The sequence below is a fragment of the Akkermansia sp. UBA7090 genome (genome assembly GCF_002493465.1).
Lineage (GTDB): Bacteria > Verrucomicrobiota > Verrucomicrobiia > Verrucomicrobiales > Akkermansiaceae > Akkermansia > Akkermansia muciniphila_A.
This window is the reverse complement of record NZ_DKYW01000019.1, coordinates 1-12,227: the sequence shown is the minus strand read 5'-3', so window position 1 is coordinate 12,227 and position 12,227 is coordinate 1. Positions and strand designations below refer to the sequence as shown.

10 protein-coding genes are annotated in these 12,227 nt (G+C 57.0%); 4 read left to right on the top strand and 6 right to left on the bottom strand.

The window, feature by feature from the left end:
• Positions 1-102: 102 nt before the first annotated feature.
• The 3 genes from B3075_RS06805 to ykgO all read right to left on the bottom strand — a co-directional run bounded on the left by B3075_RS06805 (position 103) and on the right by ykgO (position 2,086).
• Positions 103-513 carry an OsmC family protein gene (locus tag B3075_RS06805; protein ID WP_094135791.1) on the bottom strand — a complete coding sequence of 137 codons (411 nt, stop codon included), beginning with the start codon at positions 511-513 and terminating at the stop codon, positions 103-105.
• A gap of 157 nt (positions 514-670) precedes the next feature.
• On the bottom strand, positions 671-1,834 hold the full coding sequence (gene metX, locus B3075_RS06800) for a homoserine O-acetyltransferase MetX (protein ID WP_094135792.1): 1,164 nt from the start codon (positions 1,832-1,834) through the stop codon (positions 671-673).
• 87 nt (positions 1,835-1,921) lie between these two features.
• Positions 1,922-2,086 carry a type B 50S ribosomal protein L36 gene (gene ykgO / locus B3075_RS06795; RefSeq protein ID WP_065529996.1) on the bottom strand — a complete coding sequence of 55 codons (165 nt, stop codon included), beginning with the start codon at positions 2,084-2,086 and terminating at the stop codon, positions 1,922-1,924.
• A 282-nt stretch (positions 2,087-2,368) separates the two neighbouring features.
• Here ykgO and B3075_RS06790 point away from each other — a divergent pair, with 282 nt between their 5' ends.
• On the top strand, positions 2,369-4,294 hold the full coding sequence (locus B3075_RS06790) for a hypothetical protein (protein WP_290489281.1): 1,926 nt from the start codon (positions 2,369-2,371) through the stop codon (positions 4,292-4,294).
• Positions 4,295-4,368: 74 nt separating this feature from the next.
• On the opposite strand, the gene pflA is transcribed toward B3075_RS06790, so the two are convergent.
• Positions 4,369-5,148, bottom strand: a complete 780-nt coding sequence (pflA, locus tag B3075_RS06785; protein ID WP_290489283.1) for a pyruvate formate-lyase-activating protein — start codon at positions 5,146-5,148, stop codon at positions 4,369-4,371.
• Positions 5,149-5,164: 16 nt separating this feature from the next.
• Positions 5,165-7,432: a formate C-acetyltransferase gene (pflB, locus tag B3075_RS06780; protein WP_290489284.1), complete on the bottom strand. Its 2,268-nt coding sequence runs from the start codon at positions 7,430-7,432 to the stop codon at positions 5,165-5,167.
• Positions 7,433-7,892: 460 nt separating this feature from the next.
• Between pflB and B3075_RS06775 the strand changes: the two genes are divergently transcribed.
• From B3075_RS06775 to B3075_RS06765, 3 genes are all read left to right on the top strand, one after another.
• The gene (locus tag B3075_RS06775) at positions 7,893-8,072 is read left to right on the top strand and encodes a hypothetical protein (protein ID WP_290489286.1); all 180 of its coding nucleotides are present in this window, start codon (positions 7,893-7,895) and stop codon (positions 8,070-8,072) included.
• Positions 8,069-8,842, top strand: coding sequence for a GDSL-type esterase/lipase family protein (locus tag B3075_RS06770; RefSeq protein ID WP_290489288.1), 774 nt, complete (start codon positions 8,069-8,071; stop codon positions 8,840-8,842). Before B3075_RS06775 ends, B3075_RS06770 begins: the two co-directional genes overlap by 4 nt.
• Before the next feature lie 96 nt (positions 8,843-8,938).
• The gene (locus tag B3075_RS06765; RefSeq protein ID WP_290489290.1) at positions 8,939-10,726 is read left to right on the top strand and encodes a sialidase family protein; all 1,788 of its coding nucleotides are present in this window, start codon (positions 8,939-8,941) and stop codon (positions 10,724-10,726) included.
• Positions 10,727-10,739: 13 nt separating this feature from the next.
• Here the strand turns inward: B3075_RS06765 and B3075_RS06760 are convergent, their stop codons facing one another.
• Positions 10,740-12,092 carry an ankyrin repeat domain-containing protein gene (locus tag B3075_RS06760; protein ID WP_290489292.1) on the bottom strand — a complete coding sequence of 451 codons (1,353 nt, stop codon included), beginning with the start codon at positions 12,090-12,092 and terminating at the stop codon, positions 10,740-10,742.
• Positions 12,093-12,227 lie beyond the last annotated feature (135 nt).

Below are 12,227 nucleotides of genomic sequence, written 5' to 3'. Positions count from 1 at the left end.
GCAATCGAAAAGCCGCTGCGGATGATTCCGCAGCGGCTTTTTTATAAACAGGCGGGATTTTGAGGATAACTTCAAGCTTGAGTTTTTGGCCCTGATGGCGGCTTACTTCCATTCCCATTCAATGGGCGTTTCCAAATCAGGCCGCAGCGCCTGGCGCACAGGGCAGGACATGGCGGTTTTTTCCAGCATGGCGCGGAGAGGGTGGCTGCCTTCCAGGGGCATAATGGCCTTGAGTTCAATTTTTTCAATTCCCCTGGATGATTCCGCCGCACGCGCCAGAACGCGCATGCCTTTCAAATCCACTCCTTTTCTGGCCGCGACCACGGAAACAAGGCTCATCATGCAGGAGGCGAGCGTGGAGCCGAGCATGACGCCGGGGGAGGGGAATTCTGCGCGGCCTTCAAAAGAAGCGGGCAGGTCCGTGGCAAAAGTGATGTTGGAAGGAATAAAGGTGGTTTCGCAGCGGAATTGCCCGACATTCTCCGTTTCGGAGGTATAATAATGATCAGTCATGAAGGTTTGACAGCGGCAACCCCGTCCGGGTTCATCCGAATCAGGTTATTTTCATATGAAAGCGCCGTGTGGTTCCGCGGTACAGGGAACCCAACCCGGCCGTTCCTCCATGACATGGTCAATTTTTTCTTTTTACCTTCTCACGGCGGGAAAAAGCTTACGCCGACCTCTTCGGCTGCTTTGCCGTCAGAATGCGCCGGATGGGTTCCGCATAAAGCTCCGGCTCCAGCAGGAAGGAATCGTGTCCCTTGGTGGAAGCGATGGTATGGAACTCCGTGGGAATATGGGCGGCTTCAAGCTGCGCCGCGAAATCCTGCTGTTCCGCCGGGCGGAAACAGCAGTCCGTATCAATGGAAAAGACAAGCGCGGGAATCCCTGCGCGGCGGAAGCCTTCCAGGGCGGTTTGAAAGGTTCCGTCCGGGGTATGGTCGCGGATGTCGAACTCCGCCCACATATCCGCAATGCGGATATAGGAGTTGGCGTCAAAGCGTTCCGCGAACTTGGTCCCCTGATGAAGCATGTAGCTTTGCGTGCTGCGGGTGGGGGTCATCCACGTGAGCAGGCCGTATTGGCCACCTACCTCTTTTCTGGCGCGCTGTTCCAGCCCCTCCTGGTAAACAAATGATTTGTGGCCGATGATGCGGGCGAACGCCAGCCCTTTTTTGGGCGCCGGCCCCCGGTAATAATCTCCGCCCTGGAAATCCGGGTCAAGCTCAATAGCCAGGATTTGTTCGAACAGGGACAGGCGGTGTTCAATGGAAGCCCGGTAACCGGAACCGATGGAAATGAAGCTCCGTACCCGTTCCGGGAACTGGCACGCGAAGCTGAGGGCGATCAAGCCGCCCACGGAGGGACCCATAAGATGAACGCGTTCTATGCCCAGGCTGTCCAGCAGAAGGGCCTGGAAGCGCGCCTGGTCTGCGACCTCCACATGCGGGAAGCGGGAGCCGTAGGGCTGGCCGTCCGCAGGGCATGGGGTAGCGGGGCCTGTGGTGCCGTAGCATCCTCCCAGGTAATTGGCGCAGATAATGCAGAAGCGGTCCGTGTCCAGCGGCTTGCCGGGGCCGATGATGCTGTTCCACCAGCCTTCGTGGTTTTCCGGTTTCCAGAGGGAGCCGGTGCCCGGGACTTCCGGATTGTAGCCGTAGGCGTGCTGACTGCCGGAAAGGGCATGGAACAGCAGGATGGCGTTGTCTTTTTCCGGCGTCAGGCTTCCGTACTGTTCATAGGCGACGCATACCTTGTCCAGTGTAGCTCCATTCCTCAGGGAGAATGAATTGGACAGATGCAGGAATTTGGTTTGGACGGCAGGAGGCTGCATGGTTGTACGGAAAGATGCTTGGTCAGCAAAAAAAGACCGGCACCCGGCGGGCGGCGGTCTTCTTGAAATCTGTGCTGGGCCAGGGAATTACTTGACGCCCTTTTTGGAAAGGCGCGTGCCTGCCGTAGCGCCCTGGCGGGCCTTGAACTTGGGATTGCTCTTGCAGATCACATACAGCGTGCCCTTGCGCTTCACGATTTGGCAGTCTGCGTGGCGGCGCTTCATAGAGGCTAAGGAAGAAAGAACTTTCATGGTGTATAACTCCGGTTTGGTGTTCGGTTCGGGAGACGGAATATACCGATTAGTTAAGAATTGTAAAGTCATTTCTTTGCCAAAAGTAAGATGCGGTCCCCTCGGGGATGCTTTTGTGAGGAATATGTCGTGGGCATGGATGGCTTTGAATTCCGGTCCGGCGGAACAATTTTGAGAAGACATAATTTATCCGAAAAGATAAAGTGCGGGAATGGGGGCAGCCGGGGAATAAAGGGTTTGTGGACCGGAAGGGATTCGTATAACATCTTTTCCGGTTTCCTTATGACTGATTCTTCCTCTTCTGATTCCACCCCGGCTTCCCGGAATGCGTTTGTTCATCATCTGGGAATGAAAGGGTTTTTGCTCATGGAAGGGCTGTTGAAGCTCGTGGGCATGAAAACGCTGTACCGTCTGGGGCGCGCGGCAGGGGCCGTGGCGTGGCATTTGCTTCCCCAGCGCCGGAACATTGTGGAAAGAAACCTGCGCATCGTTTTGAATCCGGCCCTGCGCGGAAGGGAATTGCAGAAATTAAGCAGGGAAAATTTCAAAAGGACTATTGCCAATTTCCTGTGTTCCGCGAAGACGGCCACCCTGACGGATGAGCAGCTGAAACATTGCGTGACGGTCGGAGGGCACGAACAGTTTGCCGCGCCTGTGCTGGAAGGGCGCGGGCAGGTCTGCGCCATAGCCCATTCCGGCAACTGGGAGGCGCTGGCGAGAATACGCGCGTTTTACCCGGAGGTGGAGCGTTACGGGTCCATGTACCGCCAGTTTGACAATCCGCTGATGGAGGAATACGTGTACCAGCGGCGCACGGAACGTGGAACTCAGATGTTCTCCAAGGAGGGCGGCATTAAGGCGCCCATGAAAATGCTCAAGGAAGGAGGGGCCCTGGGCGTGCTGAGCGACCAGTTTGTATGGGAGGGGGTGTATGTCCCCTTCTTCGGCAAGGTGACCGGCACGACTCCGCTGCCCGCTCTGCTGAGAAAAAGGACGGGCGCGGACATGGTGGCCATAGCGGTGCGCACGGACGCTCCCGGACACTGGATAGCGGATATGGGGAATGTGGTGGATTTTTCCGGGTCGGACGGCTCTCTGGCGGGAGATACTATTGAAGTAAACAGGGGGCTGGAAACGTTGATCCGGGAATCCGTGCTGGATGTGTTCTGGATGCACCACCGGTGGAAATCCGTTGACCGCTTTGCTCCGCAGGATAAAAAAACGGCTGCGCTTCTGGAAAATATGGAGCTGAAGCCGTACCGCATTCTGGTAGCCGTTCCCGGGGCGCTGGATGAAGCCCTGGCGACTGTTCCCCTGATTCGTGCCCTGAAAACCGTCCGGTGCGACATGCAGGTGAACGTCATCTGCCCGTCTGCCCAGCTGGGGATATGGAAGACGGTGCCGGAAATTACCCATGTGCTGCCGCACGATTCCCTGAAGCAGCTTCGGGAAGCTTTGGCGGCAGATGAATTTTACAATGAAGGCCCGCTGGATCTGGGCGTCATGCTGGATGGAGATATGGAAACCCTGAAAGCGCTGGAACCGTATGGCCCCATGATGTTCTCCGGGCTGGACACGCATCCCGGCGCCCGGAAATACAAATTCCGGGTAAAGGCCCCCGTCCTGCGCGCCGCCCCCCCGGTGCACCGGGTGCAGCTGTATCTGCAATTGGGTGAGCTGCATGGGCTGGACGTCGGCAAACCGTCTTTGTTCCCTGTGAAAAAAGCGGCCCCGGCGGAAGGCGCCCCCATTTTAATTGCTCCGTTTTCCCGTCTGGGGAGCGCCAGTGAATGGAGCAGGGAGCAGTGGACGGAGCTGGTTTCCCTTCTGCCGGGCAGGACGGTGCTGGCGGCTCTGGAAGAAGACCGGGAGCGCGCCGCCGCGCTGGCGGAACATTTGAATGTGGAGCTCGCGGTGGGAACGCCGGAGGCTCTGTTCTCCGTGATGGACGGCGCTGCGGCGGCGGTAGCCGTGGATGGCGATTTCCCGTCCTTCTGTTCTTTCCGGGGGCTTCCGGTGGTGACTCTGTTTTCCACCCGGCTTCCGGATGTGTACCGCCCTATGGGCACGTTCAACCGCTCCCTTTACAGCCACCAGTGCTGTTCCCCCTGCTTCCGGGAGACATGTGACCGGGATGTCCCCTGCAACCGTCACATTGCCGTGCGGGAAGTACTGGATGCTTTGCGGGAAATTTCCGGGAAGGAATAATTTGGGAAAGGGGGGGAAGGTGTCTGTTATCCGGGGTTTGCTGCGGTTGATGGCGCCAAGGCGCGCAAATCCGGTTAATGCACGCAATCCGGAAAGCCTTCCTGCCGGAAAACGGCGCGTACCTGTTCCACAAGTTCTGCGGACGGTTCCGGGACGTCCTTCAAGGTATAATCCAGCTTCAATTCATCCCATTTGAATCTCCCCATCTGGTGGAAAGGGAGCACGTCCACGCGTTCCACGTTGCCCAGGAGCGCCGCATGGCGGGAGAGTTCCTTAATTTCTTCCAGATTGTCCGTAACGCCGGGTACCAGCACATACCTCAGCCACACGGGCTTGCGGAGGGAGGCCAGGCGTTCCGCAAACTCCAGCGTAGGGCGCAGTTCCCCGCCTGTCAGGGCGCGGTACCGTTCCGGATTCCATGCCTTGATATCCAGCAGGACCAGGTCCGTATCCGCCAGCATTTTTTCGTCTGCATTCGCGCCCAGATGGCCGGAGGTGTCCAGGCAGGTGTGCAGCCCAAGCTTCCGGCAGCCTTTCAGCACGGCGCCGGTAAAATCCGGCTGGAAGAGGGGGTCCCCGCCGGAGAGGGTAACGCCGCCGCCCGCCGCCTGCAAAAAATCCCGGTAACGGGCTATTTCCCTGAGGACATCATCCGCGCTTCTGGTCCGGCCCCGCCGCACGTAGGAGGTATCCGGATTGTGGCAGTAGCGGCAGCGCAGGCTGCAGCCGGACAGGAAAAGGACGAAGCGGATGCCGGGGCCGTCCACGGTGCCGCAGGATTCCACGGAATGAACCAACCCGGTGACGGAGTTTTTCCCGTCCGGGTCATGGTTTTGTGGAAAAACCTGCGGCATCCGTTTGTCTTCCGGGTTAGCGGGTGTGGAAGGTGCGGTTGATGACTTCCTGCTGCTGTTCCCTGGTCAGCTTGATGAAATTCACGGCATAGCCGGAAACGCGGATGGTAAGCTGCGGGTATTTTTCCGGGTGGTCCATGGCGTCAAGAAGCGTTTCCCGTTCCAGTACGTTCACATTAATGTGGTGGCCTGTAGCGGCAAAGTAGGCGTCCAGCAGGGAGACGAGCTTGACGCGGCGTTCCCGTTCCTCCTTGCCCAGGGCCTGCGGAACGATGGAGAAGGTGTAGGAGATGCCGTCCAGGGAGTCGTCATAGGACAGCTTGGCTACGGAGAGCATGGAGGCCACGGCTCCGTTCCTGTCCCTGCCGTGCATGGGGTTGGCGCCGGGGGCGAACGGTTCCCCGGCGCGGCGGCCGTCCGGCGTGTTGCCCGTCTTTTTGCCGTACACCACATTGGAGGTGATCGTCAGGATAGACTGGGTGGGCAGGGAATTGCGGTAAGTGTGGAGCTTGCGCAGTTTTTCCATGAAATTGCTGACCAGGCTGCATGCTATGTCGTCCACGCGCGGGTCATTGTTCCCGTAACAGGGGAATTCCCCTTCCGTCTTGAAGTCCACAATCAGCCCTTCTTCATTGCGGATGGCTTTCACGGTGGCGTATTTGATGGCGGACAGGGAGTCCGCCGCCACGGAAAGCCCGGCGATTCCCGTGGCCATCGTGCGCAGGATTTCCGGATCATGCAGCGCCATTTCAATGCGTTCATAGCAGTATTTGTCGTGCATGTAGTGGATGATGTTCAGCGCGTCAATGTAAGTTTTGGCGAGCCAGTCCTGCATCTTGTCGTACAGGGCCATCACTTCATCATAGTGGAGAACTTCCTCCGTATAGCGGGGGGAGGGCGGGGCCACCTGCTTGCCCTTGAGTTCATCCACGCCGCCGTTCAGGGCGTAAAGAAGGCACTTGGCGAGGTTGGCGCGCGCTCCGAAGAACTGCATCTGCTTGCCGATGCGCATGGCGGACACACAGCACGCGATGCCGTAGTCGTCGCCCCAGTGCGGGCGCATCAGGTCGTCGTTCTCGTACTGGACGGAGGACGTTTCAATGGAGACCTTGGCGCAGAAGTTTTTGAAGGCTTCCGGCAGATCCCGGGACCACAGAACGGTCAGGTTCGGTTCCGGAGCCGGCCCCAGGTTGTACAGGGTCTGCAGCATGCGGAAGGAGCTGCGGGTGACGAGGGTGCGGCCGTCCTCTCCCATGCCGCCGATGGATTCCGTCACCCAGGTGGGGTCTCCGGAGAACAGATTATTGTAATCCGGCGTGCGGATGAAACGGACGATGCGCAGCTTCATCACGAACTGGTCGATGATTTCCTGAGCTTCCTCTTCCGTGATGAGCCCCTGTTCCAGGTCGCGGGTGAAATAAATGTCGAAGAAAGTGGAAACACGGCCCAGGGACATGGCCGCTCCGTTCTGTTCCTTCACGGCGGCCAGGTAGCCCAGGTACGTCCATTGCACGGCTTCGCGGGCGTTTGCAGCGGGGCGCGTGAGGTCGCAGCCATAGGAGGCGCCCAGCTGGGCGAGTTCTTCCAGGGCGCGTATTTGTTCGCTCATTTCCTCACGCAGACGGATCAGCTCATCCGTAAGGGGGGAATGTTCACGGTTTTTGAGATCTTTGCGGCGTTCGGCAATCAGCCTGTCTGTGCCGTACAGGGCCACCCGTCGGTAGTCCCCGATAATGCGGCCGCGACCGTAGGCGTCCGGAAGGCCGGTGATAATGCCGGCGGAACGGGCCGCCCGGATGTCGGAGGTGTAGGCGTCGAAAACGCCTTCATTGTGCGTCTTGCGTATCTTTTTGAAAATATCCGCGGTTTTCTCACACATCTTGAACCCGTAGGATTCCAGAGCCTGCTGGGCCATGCGCAGGCCGCCAAAGGGCATCAGGGCCCGTTTCAGGGGGGCGTCCGTCTGGAGGCCTACGACCACTTCCAGTTCCTTGTCAATGTAGCCGGGCTTGTGGGATGTGATGGAGGATACTACTTCTTCATCAGCATCCAGTACGCCGCCGTTGTCTATTTCCCGTTTCAGCAGGACTTTCAGTTCATCCCATAAACGAAGCGTGCGCTGGGAAGGGCCGGAAAGAAACTCTTCATTGCCGGAATAGGGTGTATAATGATGCTGGATGAAGTCCCGTACGTCAATGGACTCCGTCCATGCTCCCGGCTTGAATCCCCGCCATTCCTGCGGAAGGGCGGTGGATTCCGTCAAGTCTTTTACTATGCTGATCATAAATGGAATGTAGTGAAGAAGACCGGAGAAAAACGTTCCGCAACCCCTGAAAGGCCGGAAACGGCAAAACTCCGCGCCACATAATTATATCGTGAATTCCGGGGGACAACAAGGCTAATTCTTTGTGAACGGAATATGGGAGCGTTGGCTTGGCATGTTTCACCTGTTTGTCCGTTGCGGAACGGGAGATGAGGGGGGGAATACGATTGCGGAAAAGTGGCGGAAACAACGTATTTTTCTCCAATCCCGGCGGAGAATTTCAGGGGAGGACGGCGTGTCCGCAAAGCCCGGGCTGCCGGCGGATGGGCTGCATCCCTGTGTCGGAGGGACGACATGCGGGGAGGTCATTGAACGCATTGCTGAAGAAAATGGACCGCAAGTACGGCAAACTGCCCTTTCTCTGATGGAAGTAGAATAAGAAGGGGAGATCGCTCCTGTTCCAGGCGAGGCCGGGAGATGGATGAAATGGAATGCATTTTGGAAAAGGCCGGACGCGGTGTTTGCCTGGGGTCTTATTACGGCGGGATTTGCCGGACGGGCAGTGGTCTTTTTTATTCCGCCGGCGGAAGTGCCGCCTGCGGTCTTGATCGCCCGGCGGGATTTGCTTAAAATGAAAACCGGTTTCACTTTTTTATCATGAAGTTCCTATCCTGCATGCTCACCATATTGCTGGTGGTTTACTGTCTGGTGTTTTCTGCATCTTCCGTTCCGGCCCCCGTGTTGCCCGATACCCTGAAGCCGGAGCCCCATCAACGGGACCCGTATGATTGGAATGCCCGGCATGAAGCCGTTAAAAAAAGAAACCGGACCGTCAAACCTGAATACGTGATGATAGGGGACAGCATTACCCACCATTGGGGAGGAGAGCCTTCCGGTGACGGAAAAAATACGGGAGCGGGTTCCTGGGAGAAATTATTCGGCCCGCATGCGGCGACGAATATGGGCTTTGGATTTGATTATGTGGATAATGCCTATTACCGTGTGCAAAACGGGGAGCTGGACGGCATTTCTCCGCGGGTCATCATTGTGTTGCTGGGAACCAATAATCTGGGGCACCGCAAGGATACGCCGCAGGCATGTGCGGACAATATCAGGGCTTTTGTCCGCCTGGTGCGCCAGAAATGCCCTTCTTCCAAAATTTTGTTGCTGGGCGTTCTCCCTCGGAAGGAGAAAAACCTGGCGGAACCGGTGAAGCAGACGAACAGGCTTCTGGCGGGGCTGCATAACGGAAAGAGCATTTTCTTTGCCAATCCGGGAAAGGCGCTTCTTTCCGCAGACGGCGTTTCCCCGAAGAATGAATTCATGAAGGATGTGGTGCATCCCAATGCCAGGGGGTATGAGGTTTTGGAAAAGGAACTGGCCGTGCTTTTGAAAAAGCTTGATGCAAAATACCGGGGAGGGAAGCAGTAGGGAAAGCGTCCTGATGAACGATCTTTTGGAGGAAAGCGGGAATTGCGCTTGAAGAGAAAGCCCCGGTTGAGGAAATATACGGCCTTTATTTAGTTTATGAAAAACCTGTTGTTTGCATTGTTGACCGGTTCCTTTTGTTGCTGTTATGCCCAACAGAAGGCTGCACCCGTTCCGGAGCCTGAAGTTGTCGCCATTCCGCCGGCTGACGCGGGGCGCGGCCTTATCCGTGTGGACTCCCGTGAAATACGCCATTATTCCGGTACCCGCAAGGAACCGGATTACCTGGTGAGCAGGGATAACGGAAAAACATGGGAAATGAAGGCCGCTCCGGCCGGCTATCCTCCCAACTACGGCGGCATTCCCAAGGAATCCCCGGCTATTGCGCGCAACCCTCTGACCAGGGAATTCATTCGTGTGCAGCCTATCGGAGGCTTTGTTTTTCTTTCTAGGGGCGGGCTGGACGGCAAGTGGCTTGCCGTCACGAATGACGGCAAACTGGAAGAAGACTGGAAAGACCCGGAAAAGAGGAAAAACCTGAAAAAACTGGGCGGCATCATGCGCACCCCCATTTTTGTGAACAAGGGCCGCAGGGTGATCGTGCCGTTCCACAACATGGGCAGCGGCACCAAGTTCCATATTTCCGATGACGGGGGGCTGACCTGGCATGTATCCAGGAACGGTGTTACTTCCCCCAGACATGAAGCCAGGCCTCCCCACCAGGGCGTCAGATGGTTCAACAATGCCGTGGAAGCCACGGTTTTGGAAATGAAGGACGGTACATTGTGGGCGCTTGCCCGCACTTCCCAGGATCAGGCATGGCAGGCTTTCTCCAGGGATTACGGGGAAACATGGAGCAGCCCGGAACCTTCCCGCTTTTTCGGCACCCTGACCATGAACACGTTGGGTCGCCTGGATGACGGAACCATCGTTTCCCTGTGGACGAATACGATGGCTTTGCCTGAAAACGCCACAGCCGGCAACGGAACGTGGGAGGACGTGTTCACGAACCGTGATTCCCACCACATTGCCATGTCCGGGGACGAGGGCAAAACCTGGTACGGGTTCCGGGAGATTATCCTGGACGAACATCGCAATCATCCCGGCTATGCTACGCTGGATGGTCCGGAAGACCGCGGCAAGCACCAGAGCGAAATGGTGCAGCTGGACAAAAACCGCATCCTTATTTCCCTGGGGCAGCATAAAAACCACCGCCGCCTGGTTATTGTGGACCGCCGCTGGGTAGGGGCCAAAACGCGCGCCACGCAGACGGGGAAAGATTTGGATTCCCAGTGGACCATTCATACTTATATCCCCCAGAAAAAAGGCCATTGCAGTTATAACCGCAAGCCTTCCGCAGAGCTGGTTCCGGACCCGTCCGGAGGCGCGAAAAAGGTGCTGCAAATCAAGCGTCTGAATGATCCCGAACTGGTCAATGAAAAATCCAATGTGGATTACCGGAACGGCGGAGCTTCCTGGAACTTTCCGAACGGAACTACAGGGTTGGTCAAATTCCGCTTCCGTGCAGCGGACGGGGAGCAGGCGGATGATTCCGGCCTTCAGGTCTCTCTGACGGACCGGCTGTTCAATGCCTGTGATTCCACTACAAAGGATTATGCCCTGTTCACCTTCCCGATCAGGCTGAGACCTGCGCCCCATCTATTGCTGGGGATGAAAAAAGTGCCTTTCACGCCCGGCGCGTGGCATGAAATTTCCCTTCTGTGGCAGGGGGCTCAGGCTGTGGTGTCTTTGGACGGAAAGAAGGCCGGAACGTTGAAGATGTCTAATAAATCCCCCAACGGAGCCAGCTATATCCATTTCATCAGCACCGGTTCCCAACCGGATGCCGGCATTCTGCTGGATACGGTGAATGCCCGGGTGAAGTAACGAGCGGCGGGATTCAGCGGTTTTCCTTCTTCGGCAGCGGCGGAGCGCTTAATTCCGGCAGGTATTTCAGCACCATTTGGAGATGTTCGTTTGACCGGCTGCCTGTCCGCTGGAGGGCTGTGCGTCCGTGTTTGTCTTTCAGGGAGGGGTTTGCGTGGTGGTCCAGCAGAAGACGCGCGATACCCAGTTTCAGCCGGTCCAGGGAATCGTCTCCCAGCAGCATGTCCTGGCAGCACGCCATGAGGGGAGTTTCTCCTGCGGCGTTTTGATGGTTGACGTCCGCTCCCTTGCTGATGAAGAGACTGACCAGTTCCCTGATTTGAGGGAGGTAGGACACATCAATGAAAGCCAGCTGGCGGCACAGGTTCAGCAGGGCCGTATCCCCCGCGGTTTCCGGCAGGGTTGTGGACGCGGGCATGGCCGCATTCACGTCCGCTCCGTATTCCAGCAGAATATGTGCTGTTTGCAGTGCGGTGTTCGGAGTGTTCAGATTCAGGGAAAGAAGGGGAGGGGCCATCTCCCCGCGGAAATTGGGATCATACCCGGCTTCGCAGAGCTTGCGGATCAGCCGTGGGTATCCGGCGGCCGCGGCCCAGGTGAGAAGGCTTGTTTTTTGGCCTTTCAATTCAGGCTGGAGGGAAATATCCGCACCGCATTTCAGGAGAAACAGGGCCGTTTCCTCATAAGGCGCTCCTCCAATGCCGGACACGCAGGTGATGACGATGGGCGGCCAGCCCAGCGGCCCCGGTTTATTCACATCCGCACCGTGTTGAATCAGGAGATGAATGCAGGAGAGCCTGTTATGCACCGGCAGGGGAATGGAATCGTCCATGCCTGGCTGGCAGGCGTAAGTCAGGGGGGTATTTCCCTGTTCGGAGTTCGGGATGGAGGGAAAAGCCTGTTGCGGCAGGATAATCTGAACGTTCGGGTCCGCATGGCGCTGTAAAAGGCGGTTCAGCAACTGCACTTCTCCGAGCCCGGCGGCAAGATGCAGCAGGGTTTCATGGGAGGGAGTGATGCAGCGGCCGTCTGCGCTTTCCGCCGTATTCCGTATCATCTGAAGCCGTTCCCTGATTTCGTCCTGCATGTATTGGCGCATGGAAACCTCGGAGAACATGTGCCAGTCAATATGGCGTGAATTGAGGGAAAGCCCGCGGTAAATGAAACGTTCCGGATTCCGATGGGCTGTGAAGTTCGCAGCGGTAAGAATTTGTTCTTTTTCCGATTTTGTCCAGATGGGGTTGAAATTCCATTCCACGGAAGAAGAATTATTCCTGTTGAGCCAGAAGATAGCGAACCCTGCGGCAAGAGGGGCAAAAAAGCTCAAAGCTCCAAGAAACCAGAGAGTTTTCTTTCTTAAAGTCATGTGTATCATAAGCAGGGGTACTGCGAAACGCCATGATGCAGGAATCCATAACTACGGGCAATGAAAAAATCGTATGAGTAAAGAATGCCCGGGGCAAATGAGGCGGGAATTCGGGCGGCGGATTGCAAATCCGGA

What these genes read in the sequence shown, in the direction of transcription:
- B3075_RS06805 (WP_094135791.1), bottom strand. Translation starts at nt 513, where the DNA reads ATGACTGATCATTATTATACCTCCGAAACGGAGAATGTCGGGCAATTC.
- metX (WP_094135792.1), bottom strand. Translation starts at nt 1,834, where the DNA reads ATGCAGCCTCCTGCCGTCCAAACCAAATTCCTGCATCTGTCCAATTCA.
- ykgO (WP_065529996.1), bottom strand. Translation starts at nt 2,086, where the DNA reads ATGAAAGTTCTTTCTTCCTTAGCCTCTATGAAGCGCCGCCACGCAGAC.
- B3075_RS06790 (WP_290489281.1), top strand. Translation starts at nt 2,369, where the DNA reads ATGACTGATTCTTCCTCTTCTGATTCCACCCCGGCTTCCCGGAATGCG.
- pflA (WP_290489283.1), bottom strand. Translation starts at nt 5,148, where the DNA reads ATGCCGCAGGTTTTTCCACAAAACCATGACCCGGACGGGAAAAACTCC.
- pflB (WP_290489284.1), bottom strand. Translation starts at nt 7,432, where the DNA reads ATGATCAGCATAGTAAAAGACTTGACGGAATCCACCGCCCTTCCGCAG.
- B3075_RS06775 (WP_290489286.1), top strand. Translation starts at nt 7,893, where the DNA reads ATGAAATGGAATGCATTTTGGAAAAGGCCGGACGCGGTGTTTGCCTGG.
- B3075_RS06770 (WP_290489288.1), top strand. Translation starts at nt 8,069, where the DNA reads ATGAAGTTCCTATCCTGCATGCTCACCATATTGCTGGTGGTTTACTGT.
- B3075_RS06765 (WP_290489290.1), top strand. Translation starts at nt 8,939, where the DNA reads ATGAAAAACCTGTTGTTTGCATTGTTGACCGGTTCCTTTTGTTGCTGT.
- B3075_RS06760 (WP_290489292.1), bottom strand. Translation starts at nt 12,092, where the DNA reads ATGACTTTAAGAAAGAAAACTCTCTGGTTTCTTGGAGCTTTGAGCTTT.